Annotated in this window: 22 protein-coding genes, 1 tRNA gene and 1 pseudogene; 7 read left to right on the forward strand and 17 right to left on the reverse strand. The window is 64.1% G+C overall.

Annotated features, from left to right (window positions below):
• Positions 1-266 precede the first annotated feature (266 nt).
• The 9 genes from HYG81_RS26125 to HYG81_RS26165 all read right to left on the reverse strand — a co-directional run bounded on the left by HYG81_RS26125 (position 267) and on the right by HYG81_RS26165 (position 7,837).
• Positions 267-338, reverse strand: a tRNA-Ala gene (locus tag HYG81_RS26125).
• A 181-nt stretch (positions 339-519) separates the two neighbouring features.
• Positions 520-1,224, reverse strand: a complete 705-nt coding sequence (locus HYG81_RS26130; protein ID WP_180842570.1) for a rhomboid family intramembrane serine protease — start codon at positions 1,222-1,224, stop codon at positions 520-522.
• A 242-nt stretch (positions 1,225-1,466) separates the two neighbouring features.
• Positions 1,467-1,775, reverse strand: a complete 309-nt coding sequence (gene rpsJ, locus HYG81_RS26135; RefSeq protein WP_008160457.1) for a 30S ribosomal protein S10 — start codon at positions 1,773-1,775, stop codon at positions 1,467-1,469.
• The gene (gene tuf, locus HYG81_RS26140) at positions 1,776-3,041 is read right to left on the reverse strand and encodes a translation elongation factor EF-1 subunit alpha (RefSeq protein WP_180842571.1); all 1,266 of its coding nucleotides are present in this window, start codon (positions 3,039-3,041) and stop codon (positions 1,776-1,778) included.
• 232 nt (positions 3,042-3,273) lie between these two features.
• Positions 3,274-4,221, reverse strand: a complete 948-nt coding sequence (locus tag HYG81_RS26145; protein ID WP_180842572.1) for a homoserine dehydrogenase — start codon at positions 4,219-4,221, stop codon at positions 3,274-3,276.
• The gene (locus HYG81_RS26150) at positions 4,221-4,790 is read right to left on the reverse strand and encodes an amino acid-binding protein (protein ID WP_180842573.1); all 570 of its coding nucleotides are present in this window, start codon (positions 4,788-4,790) and stop codon (positions 4,221-4,223) included. The genes HYG81_RS26145 and HYG81_RS26150 overlap by 1 nt, the downstream gene beginning before the upstream one ends.
• Before the next feature lie 203 nt (positions 4,791-4,993).
• Entirely contained in the window at positions 4,994-5,359 is a 366-nt protein-coding gene (locus tag HYG81_RS26155; RefSeq protein ID WP_180842574.1) for a NifU family protein, read from the reverse strand.
• 60 nt (positions 5,360-5,419) lie between these two features.
• On the reverse strand, positions 5,420-6,757 hold the full coding sequence (locus HYG81_RS26160) for an LVIVD repeat-containing protein (protein ID WP_180842575.1): 1,338 nt from the start codon (positions 6,755-6,757) through the stop codon (positions 5,420-5,422).
• Positions 6,758-6,859: 102 nt separating this feature from the next.
• Positions 6,860-7,837: an ROK family protein gene (locus HYG81_RS26165; protein WP_180842576.1), complete on the reverse strand. Its 978-nt coding sequence runs from the start codon at positions 7,835-7,837 to the stop codon at positions 6,860-6,862.
• A 274-nt stretch (positions 7,838-8,111) separates the two neighbouring features.
• Here HYG81_RS26165 and HYG81_RS26170 point away from each other — a divergent pair, with 274 nt between their 5' ends.
• Positions 8,112-8,546, forward strand: coding sequence for a hypothetical protein (locus HYG81_RS26170; protein ID WP_180842577.1), 435 nt, complete (start codon positions 8,112-8,114; stop codon positions 8,544-8,546).
• A gap of 97 nt (positions 8,547-8,643) precedes the next feature.
• Here HYG81_RS26170 and HYG81_RS26175 read toward each other — a convergent pair whose 3' ends face one another.
• Together HYG81_RS26175 and HYG81_RS26180 are read right to left on the reverse strand one after the other, a co-directional pair.
• Positions 8,644-9,108 carry a universal stress protein gene (locus HYG81_RS26175; protein WP_180842578.1) on the reverse strand — a complete coding sequence of 155 codons (465 nt, stop codon included), beginning with the start codon at positions 9,106-9,108 and terminating at the stop codon, positions 8,644-8,646.
• A 146-nt stretch (positions 9,109-9,254) separates the two neighbouring features.
• Complete coding sequence (locus HYG81_RS26180; protein WP_180842579.1) at positions 9,255-9,704, reverse strand: universal stress protein; 450 nt, start codon at positions 9,702-9,704, stop codon at positions 9,255-9,257.
• Positions 9,705-9,827: 123 nt separating this feature from the next.
• On the opposite strand from HYG81_RS26180, the gene HYG81_RS26185 reads away from it, so the two are divergent.
• On the forward strand, positions 9,828-10,568 hold the full coding sequence (locus tag HYG81_RS26185) for an SDR family NAD(P)-dependent oxidoreductase (RefSeq protein ID WP_180842580.1): 741 nt from the start codon (positions 9,828-9,830) through the stop codon (positions 10,566-10,568).
• 622 nt (positions 10,569-11,190) lie between these two features.
• On the opposite strand, the gene HYG81_RS26190 is transcribed toward HYG81_RS26185, so the two are convergent.
• Positions 11,191-11,883, reverse strand: coding sequence for a hypothetical protein (locus HYG81_RS26190; protein WP_180842581.1), 693 nt, complete (start codon positions 11,881-11,883; stop codon positions 11,191-11,193).
• Positions 11,884-12,095: 212 nt separating this feature from the next.
• On the opposite strand from HYG81_RS26190, the gene HYG81_RS26195 reads away from it, so the two are divergent.
• The gene (locus HYG81_RS26195; protein WP_180842582.1) at positions 12,096-12,563 is read left to right on the forward strand and encodes a phosphopantetheine adenylyltransferase; all 468 of its coding nucleotides are present in this window, start codon (positions 12,096-12,098) and stop codon (positions 12,561-12,563) included.
• A 43-nt stretch (positions 12,564-12,606) separates the two neighbouring features.
• Here HYG81_RS26195 and HYG81_RS26200 read toward each other — a convergent pair whose 3' ends face one another.
• The 3 genes from HYG81_RS26200 to HYG81_RS26210 form a co-directional block, all read right to left on the reverse strand.
• Positions 12,607-13,404 (reverse strand): ZIP family metal transporter, encoded by a 798-nt coding sequence (locus tag HYG81_RS26200; protein WP_180842583.1) that lies wholly within the window; start codon positions 13,402-13,404, stop codon positions 12,607-12,609.
• A 111-nt stretch (positions 13,405-13,515) separates the two neighbouring features.
• On the reverse strand, positions 13,516-14,769 hold the full coding sequence (locus tag HYG81_RS26205; RefSeq protein ID WP_180842584.1) for a digeranylgeranylglycerophospholipid reductase: 1,254 nt from the start codon (positions 14,767-14,769) through the stop codon (positions 13,516-13,518).
• A gap of 197 nt (positions 14,770-14,966) precedes the next feature.
• The gene (locus HYG81_RS26210; protein ID WP_180842585.1) at positions 14,967-15,497 is read right to left on the reverse strand and encodes a hypothetical protein; all 531 of its coding nucleotides are present in this window, start codon (positions 15,495-15,497) and stop codon (positions 14,967-14,969) included.
• A 273-nt stretch (positions 15,498-15,770) separates the two neighbouring features.
• Here HYG81_RS26210 and HYG81_RS26215 point away from each other — a divergent pair, with 273 nt between their 5' ends.
• From HYG81_RS26215 to HYG81_RS26225, 3 genes are all read left to right on the forward strand, one after another.
• A complete protein-coding gene (locus tag HYG81_RS26215; protein ID WP_180842586.1) occupies positions 15,771-16,790 on the forward strand; it encodes an SDR family oxidoreductase in 1,020 nt (339 codons plus the stop codon).
• A gap of 127 nt (positions 16,791-16,917) precedes the next feature.
• On the forward strand, positions 16,918-17,247 hold the full coding sequence (locus tag HYG81_RS26220) for a hypothetical protein (RefSeq protein WP_180842587.1): 330 nt from the start codon (positions 16,918-16,920) through the stop codon (positions 17,245-17,247).
• A gap of 69 nt (positions 17,248-17,316) precedes the next feature.
• Positions 17,317-18,141, forward strand: coding sequence for an MBL fold metallo-hydrolase (locus HYG81_RS26225; RefSeq protein WP_180842588.1), 825 nt, complete (start codon positions 17,317-17,319; stop codon positions 18,139-18,141).
• A gap of 72 nt (positions 18,142-18,213) precedes the next feature.
• Here HYG81_RS26225 and HYG81_RS26230 read toward each other — a convergent pair whose 3' ends face one another.
• On the reverse strand, positions 18,214-18,828 hold the full coding sequence (locus HYG81_RS26230; RefSeq protein WP_180842589.1) for a YIP1 family protein: 615 nt from the start codon (positions 18,826-18,828) through the stop codon (positions 18,214-18,216).
• 38 nt (positions 18,829-18,866) lie between these two features.
• On the opposite strand from HYG81_RS26230, the gene HYG81_RS45380 reads away from it, so the two are divergent.
• The gene (locus tag HYG81_RS45380; RefSeq protein ID WP_255647695.1) at positions 18,867-18,989 is read left to right on the forward strand and encodes a hypothetical protein; all 123 of its coding nucleotides are present in this window, start codon (positions 18,867-18,869) and stop codon (positions 18,987-18,989) included.
• A 37-nt stretch (positions 18,990-19,026) separates the two neighbouring features.
• Here HYG81_RS45380 and HYG81_RS26235 read toward each other — a convergent pair.
• Positions 19,027-19,913: pseudogene (locus HYG81_RS26235) on the reverse strand (VOC family protein).
• Positions 19,914-19,984 lie beyond the last annotated feature (71 nt).

Consider the following 19,984-nt stretch of genomic DNA (forward strand, 5'->3'; position numbering starts at 1 on the left):
TCGTTACCGCGATGGTGCTGACGCTCGGTATTCTCCTTCGGCTGCTGAAGAACGCCGACGGACTGTGATGATTTCACATCTCTGATACAGAATAATTCCGCGTCAGTCGCTAAGCTAGCGACTATCGAAACAATTCGAGACGTTACAACAATCCGATGGACTCGCTGGGATTTGAACCCAGTGTGAGACGGTCGCCTCACAGGGCTTCAAATTCCCGCTTCGACGACGATTTGCGCCGCTCACAAATTGCTCGCGGCGCAAAATAGTGGACTCGCTGGGATTTGAACCCAGGGCCTCTTCCTTGCGAAGGAAGCGATCTACCACTGATCTACGAGCCCTCGAACGTTCATACCCTCGGTTTCTATTTGAGGCTTGTGTTTCGGGGACGGAACGGGACGCGGCACCACGGTAGGGCTTCGACTGACTGTGTCGTGAGTCTTCTAGCTCATTGCGACGGAGTACCCACTCGAATCCAGCCGAGCATCCTGCACTCGAGACAATTCGTCCCTAGTCGAACACTCAGCGCCTCGAGGAGTTCGACCGACCACGTGTCCCAACGGCGAGCACGCGAGCGCGCCCGGCGACCATCCCGACCAGGAATCCCGCGAAGTGAGCGAGCAGCGCCACGCCGGGCGAGGCGGTGGCGAGGGTGACCGCGATCGCGAGCCCGATGAAAACGAGGATCGACAGCCACTGCGGAACGTCGACGAACGAGGCCAGCCCGCTCGAGAGCCGATTCGACGCGACGAGATAGCCCAGCAGGGCGAAGACGGCACCGCTGGCACCGAGGACGCCCGGCGTCGGCGCGATGGGAACGAACGGCAGCGCTGCGAGCCCACCTGTGAGGACGATCTGGGCGACCCCTGCAATGGCACCCGTGATCGCGAAGAAGGCGTGAAAGCGGAGCCGCGTCGTGGCCCGCGCGACCGGCCAGCCGAAGACGAGCAATGCGAGGGTGTTCGAGAGGAGGTGGCCCAGCCCGCTGTGGGCGTAGACGCTCGTCACGATCGTCCACGGATTGGTCGTCAGCGGCGGTGCGAGAACGAAAAACGCGCCCATCACGCCCGCGAACGCGGTGAGTCCCTGCACGAGAAAGACGACGACGAAGACGACGATGATCTCGAGGAGCGGGCTGCTCGAGCCGGGCTCGGACCCGTCATCCCCACCGGAATCGGATTGCCGGTAGGTCGCCGACTGTGATCGTGACCGCGAGCGCCTCGCCATAGGGACGGCTGCCACGGCGAACGACAAAAGTCCCGGCGTTTACTGGGTCGGAGCGACTCCTACCGAGGGCTCGAGTGGAGTACAATACGGCCCGAACGGAGAGCGCTGCCGAGGCTCGAGCGGGAACGAAATGCTCGTGACCGTCCGGCTTCGCTCAGCTGCCGCTCGCTGACTCGTGTTCGACGGCCGCAAAAACGGTAAAATCTCGTATTCGAGCCGATCAGAACGGCCTCGATGAGCGATTAGTCTTCGAGGACGATCTCGATCGAGACGTCGTTCGGCACCTGGATGCGCATGAGCTGGCGGAGTGCGCGTTCGTCGGCGTCCAGATCGATCAGGCGCTTGTGGACGCGCATCTCCCAGTGCTCCCACGTGGCGGTCCCTTCGCCGTCAGGCGACTTCCGGGTCGGAACCTCGAGGGTCTTCGTCGGCAGCGGGATCGGACCGCTCAGGTTGACGCCGGTGTTGTTCGCGATCTCGCGGACGTCGTCACAGATGTTGTCGAGGTCGTCTGGACTCGTGCCCGCGAGTCGAACGCGTGCTTGCTGCATTTATTCTTTCTCGTGAACTTCGAGGACCTTTCCGGCGGCGATGGTCTGACCCATGTCGCGGATGGCGAAGCTCCCGAGTTCGGGGATCTCGCTGGATGGCTCGATGCTGAGCGGTTTTTGCGGTCGGATGGTGACCACAGCAGCGTCACCCGACTGGATGAAGTCGGGGTTCTCCTCGGCGACCTCGCCGCTTGCGGGGTCCATCTTCTTGTCGATGGACTCGATCGTACAGGCGACCTGTGCCGTGTGGGCGTGGAAGACCGGGGTGTAGCCGGCCGTGATCACGCTTGGGTGCTGCATGACGACGATCTGCGCCTGGAACGTCTCGGCGACGCTCGGCGGGTCGTCGGCTGGGCCACAGACGTCACCGCGGCGGATGTCGTCCTTGCCGATGCCGCGGACGTTGAATCCGACGTTGTCACCGGGCTCGGCCTTGGGGACTTCCTCGTGGTGCATCTCGATCGTCTTCACTTCGCCGCCCACGTCGCTGGGCTGGAAGGAGACGTTGTTGCCGGTATTCAGGACACCGGTCTCGATACGTCCGACCGGGACGGTACCGATGCCGGAGATGGTGTAGACGTCCTGAATCGGGAGTCGGAGCGGCGCGTCCGTCGGTGGCTCCGGCTCCGGCAGGCTGTTCAGGGCCTCGAGCAGGATTTCGCCGTCGTACCACGGCGTGTTGTCGGACTCCTCGGCGATGTTGTCGCCCTCGAACGCCGAGATCGGGATGAACGAGGCGTCGTCGGTGTTGAACTGAACCTGCTTGAGCAGTTGCTCAACTTCCTCGACGACCTCGTTGTACGTCGACTCCTCGTAGTCGACGATGTCCATCTTGTTGATGCCGATGATGAGTTCGTCGATACCGAGGGTACGAGCCAGGAAGACGTGCTCCTGGGTCTGGGGCGCGACACCGTCGTCAGCCGCGACGACGAGGACGGCGTTGTCCGCCTGGGATGCGCCCGTAATCATGTTCTTCACGAAGTCACGGTGGCCAGGACAGTCGACGATGGTGAAGTCGTACTCGTCGGTCGAGAACTCCTGGTGGGCGATGTCGATGGTGACACCGCGCTCTCGCTCTTCTGCGAGGTTGTCCATGACGTAGGCGAACTCGAAGCCACCCTTGCCCTTCTCTTCTGCTTCTTCGCGGTGCTGTTCGATGACGTGCTCGGGTACGCTCCCCGTCTCGTAGAGGAGTCGTCCCACGAGCGTACTCTTCCCGTGGTCAACGTGACCGATAATGGCCAGGTTCTGGTGTTGGTCGCTCATTGTTATAGCTCACGCGCAGAGGCGCTTATATCGGTCTCTTTGGCACGTTGCGGTTAAAACCATTTCGAAAGCGTATTCAGCCGATCCCGGCGCCGTCTTGCGGTTTGTGTCACATACACACGGTCTAACCGAACGGCTGCAGTCCGTCTCATCGGTCGATTTCACCGATCGTCGAACAAAGTCGATGGCGAGCCTGGCGAATCGATGACGGCGAGTTGATAATAGAGCGCGTCTACAGCGGGGGGAGCCGGCCGACGTCCGAGAGCACTGCCGTCGCCGTCTCCGGTCCGCCCGCACCGCGCCCACTCGAGTGCAGCGAGCCCGCATTGCGGGTCTCGATCTGTACGATGTTTCGCGTACCAGTCACCGCGAGCGCGCCGTTTTCGGGGACGAGCCGCGGGCCGACGCGGATGCCGTCGCGCGTCGCCTCACCGATGAGTCGGATCGTGCGGCCGTCCTCGGCGGCGAGATCGAGCGCGCTGCCCGGAATGTCCTGAATTCCCGTGACCGTTGCGTCCTCGAGCGCGAAGCCGCCGTCTCCCAGCACGTTCGCGAGGATGACGAATTTGAGCGCGGCGTCGGTGCCGTCGACGTCGAACGTCGGGTCGGCCTCCGCTACACCGAGGTCCTGGGCCTCCGCGAGGACGTGCTCGTAGTCGAGCCCCTCGGCGGCCATCCGGGTGAGGATGAAATTCGCGGTGCCGTTGAGCACGCCCCGGACCGCGGTGACGGCCTGTGGCGTGCAGTCCTCGATCGTCGACAGAACGGGAATCGCGCCGCCGACGGTCGCCTCGAACCGGATCGAGCCGGCGCTCTCGGCCTCGAGCGCGCGCAACTCCTCGTAGCGTTCGGCGACCGGTCCCTTGTTCGCCAGCACCACGTGGCGGTCAGCCTCGAGTGCACGTTTCACGTGCGCGAAGCCGGGCTCGGCGTCGCCGAGCGTCGTCGGCGTCACTTCGACGAGCACGTCGTAGTCCGTCTCGAAGACGTCCTCGGGATCGTCCGTACCGATGGCCTCGCCGCTGACCTTGCGTTCGAGGACCGCATCGACGGCGATCCCGTCGGGATCGACCGCGGCGCTGGTGGAGTCGGCGAGCGCGACGACCTCGTGGCCGTACTCGCCGGCGAGATTGGCCACGGAGCGGCCGACGTCACCCGCGCCGAGAATCGCGAGCTCCATCAGGCCTCACCTCCGAGCAGCGGTTCGACGACGGTTAGCTCCTTGTCCGTCCCGATCGCGCGGATGGCTGCGAGCGCCTCCGTGGACCGGCCGGAGTTGATCGCGAGACGGGCTCGAGCGCTCGCGACGCTCTCGGTTCCGTCGGGCGCGGCCAGCGAGAGGTCCTGCACGACGGCGTCGGCCTCGTCCTCGATTCGCGAGAGCGTGTTCGAGAGATCGGTTTCCACGAGGTGGCCGATCAGGATGACGTTCATCTCCTCGCCGTAGTGCTCTTCGCCGGCCTGGATGACGTTGACGCCGGCGTCGCGCAACGCCTCGACGATGCCGTCGAACCGGTCGGGGGGACACTCGATGTCGACCTCGACGGGGATGTGCCCGCGAGGCGTGATGTTGCCGCGTTCGTGGTGGATACTCAGCAGATTGCCGCCGTTGTTGGCGATCGGCGAGAGCGCGCGAAGCAACTCGCCGGGTTCGTCGACGAGTTCGAGCCGGACGGTATAGGCGCGGACGCCGCCGTCGGTTTCGGCGTCGGGTTCGTCCTCGTCGCTGGACTCGGGTGGGTTACCCATCGCCGACACCTCCTGCTTGCGGGCATCTACTTGTCATGGTGTATGCACCGTAATGGGCGCGTAAAAGGGTATAGGACTTCCCAAAACTCTCCGTCCCTGTCAACGATGGCCACAGGCGAGCGAGGAGCGGCGGAAGGGGAGACCACGGATTGGCAGCTACGACCATCCACGCGGGTCCGGATCGGGTCCGTCGGTTCCGCAACTCAGAGGTGGTCTTTGCCCGGATTCGACGAGCCCCAGTCGCCGCGGCCGCCCTCGGTCCGGTCGACGCCCATGATCGACTCGGGCTGGTCGGGGCCGCCGAGGCTGTCGCGCGCGTCGGGCACCCGAATCGTCACCTCGCTGATCTCGGGCCACGTGATGAGTTCGGCCTCGATGTTGCCCGACGTCACGTCGCTGACCGAACAGCCCTTGCAGCCGCCGCCGAGTTCGATGATGACCTCGCCGGTCTCGGGATCGGCCGCGCGGACCGCGCTGGTCCCGCCGTGCATCTGGATGATCGGCATCTCGCGCGCCATCCACTTCTCGACGCGTTCCTGGAGCGACGGTTCGTCCTCGGAGTCAGTCATGCGTCATGCTAGGATCTCGAACGGTGAATAAGTTGGGTCGCGCCGCCGAAATCCGGCGAATTAATCCTGAACGTTTCCGCGCCGGCGCAACCACTCGAGCGCGACCCCACCACTGACGAGGCCGGCGAGGCCGGTAAAGCCGGGGATCGGACTGCTCCCGTCCGTCTCGCTCCGACCGTCGGGTTCAGCCGGGAACGTGTAGAGCGCCCCCTCGAGCGACGTATTCGGGATCGCCTCGGTACTGCTCGCGATGAACGTCTCGCCGGGCTCGAGGACGCGAGCCGTCCAGAACCCCGTTTCCTCGGCGTTTCGCCACTCGGCGAGCAGTTCGGGAGCCGCGGGATCGGACACGTCGTGGATCTTCACGCCGGCTCGGTACCACGACGAGTATAGCCGACCGTCGCGAAGCTCGAAGTTGTGCGCGGTCGTCCACATGCCGCCGCCGTTAGATTCATCGTCCGCCCGCGGGGCATCGATCGACCCCTGATGGACGGGGTCAGCGGCATCACTCACGTCGTAGAGGTCGATTCCACCCGGTCGATCCGGTTCCGCACCGCCGGTCGCCCAGGCCTCCCGTCCGACCGCCAGCAGGTCACCGGTGTCGTCGACCGCCGCGTAGTGATCGTTGCCGGGCAAGCCGTAGGCGGCCTCTCGCCAGCTGTCGATCGCGCGCTCCGCCTCGAGCGTGGTGTCCTGTACGTGGGAGATGTACGCCGGCTCGGTCGGCTCGCTGACGTCGAGCAGATAGGTGCCGGCGTTCCAGCAGGGAAGATAGGCGATCCCGTCCTGGACGTAGACGTCGTGGATGTAGCGGGCGAGCCAGTGGACGTCGCGCCAGCCGGGTTCGTGTTCCAGCAGCGACCAATAGCCGACCTGCGTAATCTCGTCACCGCCGACGTCGAAGATGGCGAGTCGATTCGTCTCTTCCGCGTTCTCGACGACGTACAGCAACTCATCCACGAGATAGCAGTTGTGGATGTGGTAGCCGGTCCGGTGTTCGCCGACCGGATCGGGGTTTTCGGGGTCGCTGACGTCGTAACAGCGGAACCCGGCGACGCTGGATCTCCGGTTGGCCGGTCCCGCGATGACCAGCAGACCACCGTCGACGGAGACGTCGAGGATTTCGGTCATCGTCTCGCCCTCGAGTTGGACGTCACGCTCCACCGCGAGGAGCGTCGGCTCGGCGGGATCGCTCACGTCGACGGTCGCGAACCCGGTCGTGGCGGCGACGTAGGCGGTCTCGCCGTCGTCCCCGGCGACGGCTTCCGCAGCGCCGGTGATGGGGACCTGACCGAGCGGCTCGATCGTCGCCTGCCCTCGAGCGGTCCCGACGACTCCCGGGGCGGACAGGCTGAGACCCACAACGCCACTCGTTCGCAGGATCGCTCGCCGCTTCATGGCTATAACAGGGAGGTACAGCTACATAGAAGGTAGTCACTCGAGCGCGCAAGCAGAAACAGATGCGTCCGTGAGTTCAGAAAGCAGCCGTCCGCGAGCGACTCAGCGGCGCAGCCGTCGCCGGTCGCCGGTCCCTTCGGTCATGGCGCTGGCGAGCGCCCCTTCGACGACGACGTCATCGCCGAGATCGGTGACGCGGATCTCGGGAACGTTCGTCATCACCATCTCCGAGACGCGCTCGCGGATGGGGTCGACGACCAGTTCCTCGTTGTGTAACGCGACCGCACCGCCGACGGAGACGACGATCGGTGCGAACGCGTGGACCACGTTCGTCACGCCGATCGCGTTCCAGTGGGCGAGCTGTTCGATGACGTAATCTGCCAGCTCGTCCTCGCCGGCGAGGTCGAAGACATCCTTCGCCGTGAACTCCGGCCCCTCAAGCGGGAGATCGGTCGAGATCGTCGGATCGTCGTCGGCGAGCAGTCGGGCGTAGTCGGGGATGGCGTTGCCGGAGCAGTAGGCCTCCCAGTGGCCGTCGCGGCCACAGCCACAGGTCAGTCGACCGCGGGGGTCGATGACGTAGTGGCCGACCTCGCCGGCGTTGCCGTCCCAGCCGCTCGCGATCCGGCCGTCGGAGCAGACGCCGGCACCGATCCCCGAGGAGATGGTGATATAGACCATGTCGTCCGGGTTGCTGGCGGCGTGAAACCGCTCGCCGATGACGCCCGCGGCGGTGTCGTTGTGGAGGTAGACGTCCTCGCTGTCGATCAGCTTCGCGATCGGTCCCGTCAGGGGGATCCGGTCGATCGAGTCCGGCAAGTTGGCCGGATCGATCACCGTCCCCTCCGCGAGATCGAACGGGCCGATCGAGCCGATCCCGGCGGCGGCAATCCGTTCGGGATCGACCGCGGCCTCTCCACAGGCGTCGCGAAGCGTTCGGAGAACTCCTTCAGTCACGTCGATACCTGTCGGCCCGCGCGGCGTCGATCGGCGGCTCGCACCGATCGTCGTCCCGTCGGCCTCGGCGACGACGGCCCGGACGTTGGTCGCGCCGAGGTCGACGCCCGCATAGTAGACCATGCTGTCCTAGGGACGACCGCGGCCGTACTTAACTACCCAGATTATACTCGACAACGAGTAGCGATTTCGATAGGTTTCAGCGTCGATACCGAGCGCCGCGGCTGCCGGCAACGACGGCGATGACGGTGATAACAGCGATGACAGTACCAATAGCACGACGGTGACGACTGTGACGACGGAGACAGTCACGACAGCGACGACGACAGCGATGACGACCGCTCCCCATCAGCGATCTGGCAACATATGTATGCCACTCCATGACATAGTTCGTCGTATGGCCACCGACGACACAGCTCCGGAAGCAGCGGCCGAATCGGACCCGGCAACGGCGCTATCCGAAACGGAACTCGAGGCCCTCCACGAGGTCGAGTTGGGGCTCGAGTGGGCCCAGCGCGCACAGGGCTGTCTGCTCGAGTTCCATCACGCGACGGGTCACGGCATGGATCACCTCTCCCAGGCGGAGGAGTTGCTCAGGGCGGCCGGCCGCGACGATCTCGCCGACGCGATCCGCACCGACCTCCTCCCTCACGGCGTCGTCGACGAGGACCGGTGGTCCTACGACGTCCTCGAGAACTTCCAGGAGAGCCTGCTGGCCGAGACGCGGTCGCTCGAGCGGCGTGTTCGACGGGAACTGGCCGACGGGGAGCGCCACGTCCGCGAGCGGCGTCAGGAACGAGAGTGGAAGCGACGCGCCGACGAGCCGTACTGAGGGAACCGAAGAGAGCAGATGAAGCAGTAACTGAGGGGATCAAACAAAGCGAATAAAAGCGGCGAACGGAATCGGCGGGAGCGTCGGCGCGTCGTCGCTACTCCATCACGTCGAGGTCGCGGAAGTAGGTGACTGGGCAGGGTGCCTGCAGAATGATTTCCTGGGAGACGGAGCCGAGAACGGCCTTTTCGGCCGGCGAGCGACGTCGACCGCCGACGATCATTCGATCCGCGTCGACGTCGATCGCCATGTCGACGACCTGGGAGCTGACCTCCCCGAGTGCACCTTTGATTTCGTAGTCGACACCGGCCTCCTCGAAGCGTTCGGCGAGTTGGGGGACCGGTGCGCGCCGAGCGGCGACCTCGTCGGGGTCGACGTCCTCGACGCGGGCATTGAGGCCGAGGTCATCGTGGACGTCCTCGTACTCGTCTTCCGTGAAGGCGTGGCCGATCACGACCGTGGCACCGAGGGGGTCGGCGATCTCGAGAGCCGTTTGGGCGAGTTCCGGTGCGCGTACTGTGTCCATCGGTCCGACTGCGAGGAGTATCGTCTCGATTGCCATACCGGCACACTGGTCGGGCCATCCGCTTAAGTATTCTCGTCGTTGCAGTATTCGAGAAAACGACGCACGAGTGGCCGGGAACCACCGTTCTCCGTTGACGTGCTGTCGATCGACAAGAGGTCGACAGCGATCGATCAGTCCTCGAATTACTCGCTCCGGACGAAGGTGACGGGGCACGGCGCCGAGAGGAGCACTTCCTGGGCCGTCGAGCCGAAGACGGCCTTCCCCGTCGGCGACCGACGCCGTCCACCGACGACGACTCGGTCGGCACCGGCACTCGAGGCCAGATCGACGATCGACGGCCCGTGTTCTCCGACTGCGCCGCGGATCTCGTAGTCGATCTCGTGCTCGTCCAAAATGGCCTGCAGATCGTGGATCGTCGAGTGACGCGACGCGACCGCGTCGGGGTCGATCTCGTCGACAGTTCGGTCGAAATCGAGGCGATCGAGCACCTCGTCGTACTCGGTGCTGGTAAAGACGTGTGCGAGGACGACGGTCGCACCGGCGGGTTTCGCGATCTCGAGGACCGCTTCGGCCAGCTGATTGCTGCGGTCTGCGTCTCCGGGCCCGACTGCGAGCAACACTGTCTCTAACATGAACGGCGGATTACTCGCACACCACCGTAAATCCGCGGGTGGCAACCCGTGGGATCCACCGCTGTCGCGGGCGAGTGAGCGGCGGTCGGACAGTTTTTCCACGCCCTCGCCGACTACGGACGTATGGAGGGACCAGACCTTGCGGAGCAAACGGTACTCGTCACGGGGAGCGCGAAAGGCGTCGGTCGCGAACTACTGCTGGCGACGGCCGAGCGCGGTGCGGCGACGGCGGTCCACTACCACACCAGCGCCGACGCGGCCCGCGACGTGGCCGACGCGGCCCGCGATCGCGGCGCGTCCGCGGCGATGACGGTTCAGGGCGACGTCACCGATCCCGAGAGCGTCGACGGCCTCTTCGCGGCCGTCGAAGCCGAACTCGGAAGCGTCGACGTGCTGGTGAACAACGTCGGTGACTTCGCGCCCGCCCACTGGGCCGACCTCGAGTTCGAGACCTGGAACCGCGTCCTCGAGACCAATCTCAACGGAACGTACCTCTGTTCGAAGCGAGCGCTACCCGGGATGCGAGAGACCGAGTACGGCCGGATCGTGAATATCGGCTACGCCTCGAGCGAGCAGGGGCTCGTCAGTCCGAAGAACTTCCCCTATTTCGTCGCGAAGAAGGGCGTGTTGATGTTCACGCGCATGCTCGCGGCGGACACACAGGACGACGGAATTACGGTCAACGCCATCTCGCCGTACGTCGTCGAGAACTCCGCGGAGTTTCCCGAGGACCTGCCCCGCGACCGGCCCGCGAGCTTCGAGGACCTGATCGCACCGCTGTACTTCTTCCTCGATCCGGAGAGCGGCTACGTTAGCGGGGAGAACCTCGAGGTCGACGGCGGCTGGTTGCCTGAAACGGTGTGATCGGTCGTTCCGGTGAGAATCGTATACGAGTGCAGAGGAAGGCGGATCAGAGGCGTGATTTATCCTTCAGAAGATTTTCATGTACCGGAAAAGGAATTAGTCCTATGGGAACGAGAGTAGTTGAGATACTTTTAAGCAGCGTCGTTATTTTCATCGCTGGTTTCGTCCTCTGGCCACCTCGCGATACCATTTGGCAGTGGTGGACAGTGATAGCCGAAGGGCCGGAAAGGGGTCTGATAGCGCTAGTCGTATTGATTGGACTATCTGCGGCAACTGGCCTCGGGCTGTCAACGGTAGGTGACGTTCGCCCTTCTAGTTTACTTACCGGCGGTATTCTGACTTTCATTGCCGGGATGACACTGATAAGTCTCATCATTTCGCCGGACAGTCCGTCTCATTTCCTCCTGTATGGATTTATTCTCGGACTCGTTTTTCTCGGTGCCGCCATCGGATACGTAGTTAGTTCCATCAACAAATCACAGTCGAGTAACCGGACTGGCTCCGCCTAACGGCTTTTGTCAGGACGGATCTTTTTCCTCTGTCGATGTCGACGCAACGCGATCGAATCTTCACTGCCGGTTGGCGACAAGCGCCGTCAAGTAACCGGTCACAGTCGAGGCGTTCAACCGACCGTTCTGAGAATATTTCGGAGGGTCGCGGGACCGTTCCGCACGAGCGCTCGCGGAAATCGTCTCCGAGGCGACCTGAGCGCCGCCCGGAGGACGGCGCTCCCGTTCTCCGTAATCCCCGTCCCGTGCCCGACGAGGACGCGTTCCGGCTCGAGATCGTTCAATTCGAGCGGTGGCCTGAGCCGACGCAACAGCTGCAAGCCGAGTTGCTCCTCACCGACCAGGAACGAATCGATCGTCCCCAGCGAATCGGGAACGATGAGGGTTCCGCTGGGCTCGTGAGAGAGGACGGCCTCGTCCCAGACGGAAAACGGTCGACTGGGAATCGCGCGAATACTCGACGCCGGAAACGAGCCACTGTACCGCTCGAGCGGTGCGTCGATGCGCTGTTCGACGCGTCCCATCCAGTCGGGAACGGAGACGGGGACATCGTAGCGGTCTGCGAACACGTCGGCGTCACGGGAGTGCCAGCACGAGAGGACGGCGATGCCGGCGACCGCACCGAAATCCGCCAGCGCGCGATCGATATCGGGAGCATCTAACGGATCGAGAAGCCAGACCCCGTCAGGCGTTCGAATCGCGTGGCTCACGCGCTGGCCGCCTTCTTCGGGATGGGCCATCCAACTCACCCCGTCGGACCAGTCGTTGCAGATCTTCGCGCCCGCCGATTCGCCGCGATCGAACATTGCTATCGGCCCCTTTCGGTGCCGCGTTCATAGTTGCTCCCACCGGAGCCCACTTCCGAGGTGAACAATCCGAGATGGGAGACACCCGACAGGAATAATTCTCATCTCCCGTGTGCAGGGGAATAGCAGCCGGTTCTGAAAGCGACGGGGTGCGAGATGACGCGGGCAGCGTTCCGCACACAGTTATAGGGACTCTGGCCCTCGAGTCGGGTATGCGAATCGCAGTCGCCGGCACGTTCGGGCCGCTCCACGACGGGCATCGCACCCTGTTCGAGCACGCGCTGCGCTTCGGCGAGGACGGCGTCGTCGTCGCACTGACCAGCGACGACCTGGCGATCGAGACGCGCCACGAGCCTCGTCCGATCCCATCGCTCGAGGAGCGAACGCGAGCCGTGACCGACGCGATCCGCGACCTCGACGAGTGGGACCGCGACGTCGAAATCCGAACGCTCGAGAGCGAGTACGGCATCGCGACCGACGAGCCCTCGATCGATGCGCTGGTGGTCTCCCCCGAGACGGCTCCCGAACTCGAGGCGATCAACGGATTGCGGCGCGAGCGAGGATTCGACCCACTGTCTGGGATCGTCGCGCCCTACGTCTACGCTGACGACGGCGAGCGGATTTCCTCGACCCGAATCGTCGCGGGGGAGATCGACGAGCACGGACGCGTGCTCGAGTAGGTGTGACGACGGCTACAGCAGCCGACGACGGCCACAGCAGCCGTTACACGAACGCGAGCGGCACCATGACCAGAATCCCGACGGCGATGCCGCCCGCCAGCTCCGGCTTGCCGCCCCGCGGCAGCCGGTCGCCGATCTCGAGCGCCTCGGGGACGAACTCGGTGAGCACGAGGTAGATCATTGCGCCGGCGGCGAAGCCGAAGCCGTAGGGCAGGAACTCGCGGGCGTAGCGGACGAATCCGAACGCGAGGACGGCCCCGATCGGCTGTGGAAGACTCGAGAAGACGGCCCACCAGACCAGCTTCCAGTTCGCGACGTCCATCGACCGCAGCGGGATCGAGATCGCGGTCCCCTCTGGAATATTGTGGATCGAGATCGCGACCGTCATGAAGACCGCCAGCACCGGGATCGTAAAGCCGAGGAACTGGGTGCCGCCCTCGAGACCGAGATCGGCGAAGGAGACGCCGATGGCCACTCCTTCAGGGAAACTGTGGACGGTCAGGATCCCGAGAATGAGGACGAGCTTCTTGAAATCGGCTTCCTCGTACTGGTGGGGATCGATCTCAGTGTCCATCAGCACGTCGTGGGCGAGGACAACGAGCGCGACCCCGGCCGCCATCCCGATCGCGATCTCGAGGGGCGTCCCCTCGGCCAGTCCCTCCTCGACGAGGCCGAACAGCGACGCCGAGACCATGATTCCCGACGAGAGTCCCCAGAGAACCACGTTTCGCCGATCGCTGATCCCCTCGAAGAAGAAAAACGGGAGCGCGCCGAGCCCGGTCGCCAGCGCCGTGATCAGCCCGGCGACGAACACCAGCACGAGGTTCTCGAGGAGCGCCATCTGTCGAACGATCGGAACGGACGCGTAAATCGACGGCGAAGGCGGCGTTCGTAGCCGTTTTCAGGAGTGATCCCGTTCGTCTTTCGAACGAGAGAGCGACCGCAAGCCTGTCTACGAAAGCATCGATCCGAGATCGAGATCCAACTGCTGTTTCGCGAATCGGGCGAGCAACGGCACGTCCTCGAGTTCGATCAGGTTCGCGATGGCGCGGACGTCCCCCTTGTTCGCCTTGGCCAGCGTGTCGTCGTCGAGTTGCTGGAGATCCCGCATGAGCGTGTCGTAGCGCTCGTTCGATGCGAGATAGAGGAGTTGGGTCATCAGTAGCCGGCTCTTCGCGTTGGGTGCGACGTCGCGGTGCCAGAGAGTGTCGTATACCTCGAGGTTCTCGGCGGTCGGCTCGATACCGTCGTGTTTGAGGACGCTATCGGCGGTGGCGGCGGCCGCGCGACCGGACTGCATGCACTTGTTGATCCCCTCGCCCCAGAGCGGATCGAGGCTCGGCACGGTGTCGCCGATGGCCATGAACCGATCGGTGTGGAGTTTCCCCGGCGCCTGAATGTGGGCCGAGCCGCGGTGCTGTTTGCCCTCGATCGGTTCGGCGTCTCGGAACCGCGGGTCGGTCTCGAGCCAGTGAGAGAGGTAGTCGTCGATAGTGAAATTGTCGCGGCTGTACTGGTCGTGGCTGCCGTTCTGGATGTAACAGAGGCCGACCTTCGCGGTGTCCTCGCCGGTGTGGAAGATCCAGGAGTAGCCGCCGGGTGCGATGTTGTGATCGAGCCGCAACATCATTGCGTCGTGGAGATCCGCGAAGCCAGGGCGGTCGATGTCGATCCCCTCGAACTCGTACTCGATACCGATGGCGTGGTTTTCCCGTTCGAGATCGACGATGTCGAGTTTCTTCGCGAGGGGCGCGCTCGGCCCCGTCGCGTCGATCATAATATCACCGTAGACCTCCTCGTCGCCGTTGTAGGTGACGCCGACGATCTCGCCGTTCTCCATGATCGGTGCGGTGACGCGAGCGTCGAAGCGGTACTCGGCGCCGTCGTCACGGCTGTCTTTCACCAGATAGCGCTTGAAGTCCGCGAACTCCAGGACTGCACCGGTCTGGTCGCGAACGTAGTGCTCCGTCGGCGACTCGAGGACGACGCTGTCGGTGTACTGCATCACGACGTCGTCCGGAATGCCGAAGGCGGCCATCATGGAGTGGAAGGTCCCCGCGGTGGACTTGTTGCTCTGGCGCGGGAACTCGTCCTCGGCTTCGGTCTCGAGGACGACGACGTCGTACCCTCTGGCGACGAGATCGCGGGCACACTGTGCGCCGGCGGGACCGGCACCGGCGATGACTACGTCGTAGCGGTCGTTCATGTAATCCAGACTGTGGTGGACCTTAATTAGTTTGTCCAGTTACGATCGCTAGTACGAAATGGACTCCCTTGAGCGTTAACCCGGCAGAGACGGCTGAACGAGGGGAATTCAGGAAAACGAATGGAAGCGTGCATCGCATCATCGTGGCCGTGAGTACCACGGATTGTCAAATCGAAGCCGGACGGCATCGCAGTCGGTTACTCGGAACCAGTGGTTACGTTGATTACATTTGCGAAGAGGAATCCGAGCGTTGCGCCGAAGATCAGATGACCGAACAGGCTTTCGACGGTCGCTGTCGGAAAATCAGCACTGGCACCGCCAGCGACGGATACCCAGACCGGCAGCGCAACGAGCGGAATACTGATCCAGATGAGTAGTCCGTAGACCGTTCCAGCGAACGTGACTCGCACACTCGGTCCGTAGCGCGCGAGAACGCTCGTCTCGGTGTCGAGGATGAACGTGCGGAGGACCGACTCACGGGTGACGAGAAAGCCGAAGAGGACGCCGAGCACGAGCCCATGCAGTAGATGCAGGGTCCACCCTGTACTGCGACCGGGCGTCATCCCGTATAACGAGGGAATCGTCACGGAGACGATATCCGGATTGAGGAGCCCGAGGACAGCACCGAACGCCATCGCACCGGCGACACCGCTGATCGCACCGCTGATGATCCAATTCAATCGTCCCCTGAAACCGTAATCGATTGGACTGGTCTGCTGATCGCTCATCGTAGTCGACTGTACACCGGTGACGGGGAAAGATCCGTGGACGAATCGGTCTCCGAGAAACGTAGTCCGACTGAAACGAAGACGGAGATTCCGAACGGCGGCCAGTGGCCATGCCAATACAGGCATCACATAGCAACGTGTCGTGGCCCTTCCCTCGAGTGTCGACGACGATCGACGCGGAGCCGCGAGCGAGCGACGACAGCGACCGATCCGGTCGCTCGCGGCGTCCGACACGATCGGTTCCGCCGATATCCGAAACCGAGGACACAATCCATGACACCGAATCTGAAACCACTCGAGGAGCAAGTGATCGTGATCACCGGCGCGTCGTCGGGGATCGGACTGACCACAGCGCGAATGGCCGCCGACCGCGGAGCGCGAGTCGTCTTGGCCGCCCGAAGCGAGGACGCGTTACGCGAAGCGGTCGAGGAGATCGAGGCAGACGGTGGCGACGCCGAGTACGTCGTCGCCGACGTGAGCGATCGTGACGACGTCCGCGAGATCGCGGAGACTGCGCGGGAGACCTACGGCGGCTTCGATACGTGGGTCAACGGGGCTGCGATCTCCATCTTCGGTGAGCTCGAGGACGTTCCGGTCGAGGAGATGCGCCGCCAGTTCGACATCAACGTCTGGGGGCTGTTGTACGGCTCGCTCGAGGCTGCCGACCACCTGAAAGGGAAAGACGACGGCGGTGCGATCATCAACATCGGGAGTATCGTCTCCGATCGCGCCATCCTCCTGCAGGGCAGCTACTCGGCGTCCAAACACGCCGTCAAGGGATTTACCGACACGCTGCGGATGGAACTCGAGAAGGACGATGCACCAGTCTCGGTGACGCTGGTCAAACCGAGTTCGATCGACACGCCGTTTCCCGAGCACGCGAAGAATCACATGGACAGTGAAGCGACGCTCCCGGCACCCGTCTACGCGCCCGAGACGGTCGCGCGGACGATCCTTCACGCCGCGGAACACCCTCAGCGGGAGGTCACCGTCGGCGGTGGCGGCAAGAACATGGTCCTGCTCGGCCGGACCCTCTCGAGCCTGATGGATACCCTCATGGAGACGGTATTCGTCAGCCAACAACGGAAAGACGAGCCGCCGCAATCGGCCGACTCGAGCGGGCTCGAGGAGCCGACCGAGGATCTCGAGGAGCGCGGCGGCTACGAGGGTCACGTCGCCGAGTCGAGCCTCTATACGAGGCTTCGCCAGCGCCGAGACGTCCCGACCACGGCCGTTGCCGGGGTCGCAGCGACCGCGCTATACGTAGGATACAGGGCGATACGAGGCCGATAACGGACGTCGGAACCGAAGCCGAAGGCGAACGATCCGCCGACGGCAGCGATCGACCGATCGACCGAACTCGTTCGGCAACGGCCGGGGAACAGCATACCCTTTATGCGACGGCAGCCTACCACGACGCATGAGCGATGGAGCGACAGCGGGGAACGCCGCGGCGGCGTTCGCCGACCGGGCAGAGGCGGCCCACGGCGAGTCGATCCGTCACCTCGTCGCGTTCGGGGCCGCCGTCCGAGGCGACGACCGCGGCGTCCATACTGAAACCGAGATACTGCTGGTCCTCGAGGAAGCCGACGAAACGGTCGAACGGGAACTCGAGGCGCTCGCCGAGAGCGTCGGGCTCGAGCACGGCGTCGTCTTCTCGGTCCACATCTTGCCGGCCGACCGGTTCGAAGCGAAGACGGATCATCCGTTCATTCGGACGGCGCTCGAAGAAGGGACTGCGTATGTGTAGCCCGCGGCGCTCGAAGGCGCTCGAGGGGGTATCGGACCGTTCTGTGAGCGTCGGGATGGAGGCGAGACCATGCGGGTAACGCTGCTGGGTACTGGCGATACGACCGGAACGCCGACCGTCGGCTGTGACTGCGATACCTGTACGGCCGCACGCGAGCGCGGCGTCGAGCGGACGCGATTCTCGGTTCACGTCGAGAACGAGCGCACGGGAGAGTCGCTGCTGATCGACTTCAGCCCCGACTTTCGCTACCAGTTCCTTCGCGACGGCGTCCCGCTGCCCGACGCGGCCGTCATCACACACATTCACTTCGACCACCTCGACGGGCTGGGCAACGTCTTTCGCGTCCTGGACTCGCTCGAGGTCTACGCGGCCGACGAGACCGACCCCGAGACGGGCAAGAGCGTCGCGGAGACGATTCGGGACGACTACCACTACCTCGATACCGTCACCGTTGTCCCGACGACGCCGCTCGAGACGGTCCGCATCTGCGGTCTCGACGTGACGCTGGTGCCGGTCGAACACCCGCCGCTGGTCTGTTACGGGCTCGCGATCGAGGACCCCGAGACGGGCGCGAAGCTGTCGATCACGGGCGATACGAGCTACAGTATTCCCGAGGAATCCCGCACGGTACTGGCCGACGCGGACCTCCTGCTCGCCGACGGGATCGTCCCCGCGAGCCTCTGTGAGTACCACCCCCTCGGCGGTCGCCACGAGGACGGCGAGGGCACCCCTCGGACGTTCGGCACGAAACACATGACTCGAGAGGGGGCGCTCGCGATGGCCGAGCAGCTGAACGCCGACCGGACGCGACTGGTCCACCTCGCGCACTTCTATCCCGCCGAGGAGGCGTTCGAGGAGCCGCTAGCGATCGACGGCGAGGAGTACGTGCTCTGAAGTACGGGCCCGCTGAAGTACAAATACGGATCGACAACCCACGATGCGCTGTCTTGCCGCAGATCACTTCTTTTAAATCAGTCGAAACACCAGCGCACAGATACCGACGATGACCGCCGGCAGGAACGTTTTCTGGAGGTCAACGTTGTGGGATCCTGCGGTCGCGTTCGAAAGAATGTAGACGCTCCATCCGACCACGACGACGCTCGTCAGCAGCGTCGGGAGCGTGAACGATCCTTCGAGAGATTGCACTGCAGACGCGGCCTGCTCCGTATTTTCTAGGTCGATTTCGAGATCGGCGATCGTGTTTCGCACGAGGAGATATCGGACGGGAAGCTCGAGGAGATCGGGAGCGTAGGCCCACCCGGCGACCGCCACGGCGTCTTCGAACGAGCCGTCGGTGTCGCTTCCACCGCAGGAGTAGTGCATGAACGCGGCGATGACGAGCAATGAGAGAGCGAGTAGCACGACGTTCGATACCGCCGCCGTGCTTACGAGCTCGTTCATAGAGTCCGTGATACCGCTGGGGACGTTTTCCATCTGCGCGAGCAGCTGATTCACAACTATCCACATCAGCACCGTCGTCGCAACGGCGTACAGGACGACGATTACCAGTCCAGATCGAAGTGGATTAGACCGGTTCTGAAAGTACTCGCGCGGATGAACAAGCGGGGATTTCGGAGGCATCGAATCGCCATTCCGATCGGTAGTATAAATTTTTTGTCGTGTTATCCGAACCGATTCAGACGGGATCGACGTCGCCGTTGTCCGCTCGGATCGCGCCGCCACGGCGTTCTCCGATCGCGCTTGGCCTCGAGGTCGATGGCGAGGAGTACGTTCTCGAGTGAACGGCGTCGGGCCGACGCGGGCAGCATCGTGGCGAGGCTACGCCGGCGATCCGACCCGAAGCCGAACGTCGATTCCGTCCGGATCGGTAGCGACGAATCCGTCGCCCGTCTCGCCGATCAGTTCCCCGCGGTCTGCGAGGCGCGTACGAGCTGCCTCGAGTGCGCTGGCGTCCGGAACGACCACTTCGAACCAGGACAGTCCACGGCCCCGCTCCGAGACCGGCTCGGTCCGCCCCTTCCAGGTATTCGCCCCGACGTGGTGGAGATAGCCGCCCGCCGAGACGAACAGCGCGCCCGGGACGTCCGCTTGCACCTCGAACCCGAGCGCGTCCACGTCGTCTCCCGGAACGCCTCGAGCGACGATACCTCGAGATGGACGTGACCGATATCGGTCCCCGCGGGAGCGCGGTCGTCGCCTGCGGCGGCGTCGGCGACGGCGGCGAGATCGAGCGGTTCCGTCGCCATCCGAATCCGGCTGTCGTCGGTCCGGGGCCACTCCTCGCGCGGGTAGTCGCGGTAGATTTCGACGCCGTTCCCCTCGGGATCCGAAAGGTAGAGCGCCTCGCTCACGCGGTGGTCGGACGCCCCATCCAGTCGCCACCGCTCCCGAATTCGGCGGAGCGCGTCGCCCAGCGCCGCGCGGGTCGGCACCCTGAACGCGGTGTGGTAGAGGCCGGTTTCCGACCGGCGACGTTCGGGCACGTCGGGGTCGCCCTCGAGGACGAGCAGCGGCATCTCGTCGGCGCCGAAGATAGCTTGCGACTCGTGCTCGTCAGCAGACCCGGACTCGGAGCGACGAAGCACGCGCAGTCCCACGACGTCCCGATAGAACGCGATCGTCTCCTCGAGGTCGGCGACGCGAAGCGCGGTCCAGCCGAGGTGCGTCTCCGCCGACAGGCCGTCGCCGTTCGATTTCGTGGGCATACGGGATATCCACGGGTGATCGTAATAGGCCTTCGCGGACGTCGGTCCGACTACGTGACGCCGGTGTCACT

It is taken from the genome of Natrinema zhouii (assembly GCF_013456555.2).
In the GTDB taxonomy this organism is placed as follows: Archaea; Halobacteriota; Halobacteria; order Halobacteriales; family Natrialbaceae; genus Natrinema; species Natrinema zhouii.

Bases quoted from the DNA above. Each gene is read 5' to 3' on its own strand.
- HYG81_RS26160 (WP_180842575.1), bottom strand. From the start codon at position 6,757: ATGAAGCGGCGAGCGATCCTGCGAACGAGTGGCGTTGTGGGTCTCAGC.
- HYG81_RS26180 (WP_180842579.1), bottom strand. From the start codon at position 9,704: ATGTTAGAGACAGTGTTGCTCGCAGTCGGGCCCGGAGACGCAGACCGC.
- HYG81_RS26210 (WP_180842585.1), bottom strand. From the start codon at position 15,497: ATGAGCGATCAGCAGACCAGTCCAATCGATTACGGTTTCAGGGGACGA.
- HYG81_RS26190 (WP_180842581.1), bottom strand. From the start codon at position 11,883: ATGTTCGATCGCGGCGAATCGGCGGGCGCGAAGATCTGCAACGACTGG.
- rpsJ (WP_008160457.1), bottom strand. From the start codon at position 1,775: ATGCAGCAAGCACGCGTTCGACTCGCGGGCACGAGTCCAGACGACCTC.
- HYG81_RS26185 (WP_180842580.1), top strand. From the start codon at position 9,828: ATGGAGGGACCAGACCTTGCGGAGCAAACGGTACTCGTCACGGGGAGC.
- HYG81_RS26145 (WP_180842572.1), bottom strand. From the start codon at position 4,221: ATGGAGCTCGCGATTCTCGGCGCGGGTGACGTCGGCCGCTCCGTGGCC.
- tuf (WP_180842571.1), bottom strand. From the start codon at position 3,041: ATGAGCGACCAACACCAGAACCTGGCCATTATCGGTCACGTTGACCAC.
- HYG81_RS26165 (WP_180842576.1), bottom strand. From the start codon at position 7,837: ATGGTCTACTATGCGGGCGTCGACCTCGGCGCGACCAACGTCCGGGCC.
- HYG81_RS26175 (WP_180842578.1), bottom strand. From the start codon at position 9,108: ATGGCAATCGAGACGATACTCCTCGCAGTCGGACCGATGGACACAGTA.
- HYG81_RS26130 (WP_180842570.1), bottom strand. From the start codon at position 1,224: ATGGCGAGGCGCTCGCGGTCACGATCACAGTCGGCGACCTACCGGCAA.
- HYG81_RS26170 (WP_180842577.1), top strand. From the start codon at position 8,112: ATGGCCACCGACGACACAGCTCCGGAAGCAGCGGCCGAATCGGACCCG.
- HYG81_RS26150 (WP_180842573.1), bottom strand. From the start codon at position 4,790: ATGGGTAACCCACCCGAGTCCAGCGACGAGGACGAACCCGACGCCGAA.
- HYG81_RS26220 (WP_180842587.1), top strand. From the start codon at position 16,918: ATGAGCGATGGAGCGACAGCGGGGAACGCCGCGGCGGCGTTCGCCGAC.
- HYG81_RS26215 (WP_180842586.1), top strand. From the start codon at position 15,771: ATGACACCGAATCTGAAACCACTCGAGGAGCAAGTGATCGTGATCACC.
- HYG81_RS26155 (WP_180842574.1), bottom strand. From the start codon at position 5,359: ATGACTGACTCCGAGGACGAACCGTCGCTCCAGGAACGCGTCGAGAAG.
- HYG81_RS26200 (WP_180842583.1), bottom strand. From the start codon at position 13,404: ATGGCGCTCCTCGAGAACCTCGTGCTGGTGTTCGTCGCCGGGCTGATC.
- HYG81_RS26230 (WP_180842589.1), bottom strand. From the start codon at position 18,828: ATGCCTCCGAAATCCCCGCTTGTTCATCCGCGCGAGTACTTTCAGAAC.
- HYG81_RS26205 (WP_180842584.1), bottom strand. From the start codon at position 14,769: ATGAACGACCGCTACGACGTAGTCATCGCCGGTGCCGGTCCCGCCGGC.
- HYG81_RS26195 (WP_180842582.1), top strand. From the start codon at position 12,096: ATGCGAATCGCAGTCGCCGGCACGTTCGGGCCGCTCCACGACGGGCAT.
- HYG81_RS26225 (WP_180842588.1), top strand. From the start codon at position 17,317: ATGCGGGTAACGCTGCTGGGTACTGGCGATACGACCGGAACGCCGACC.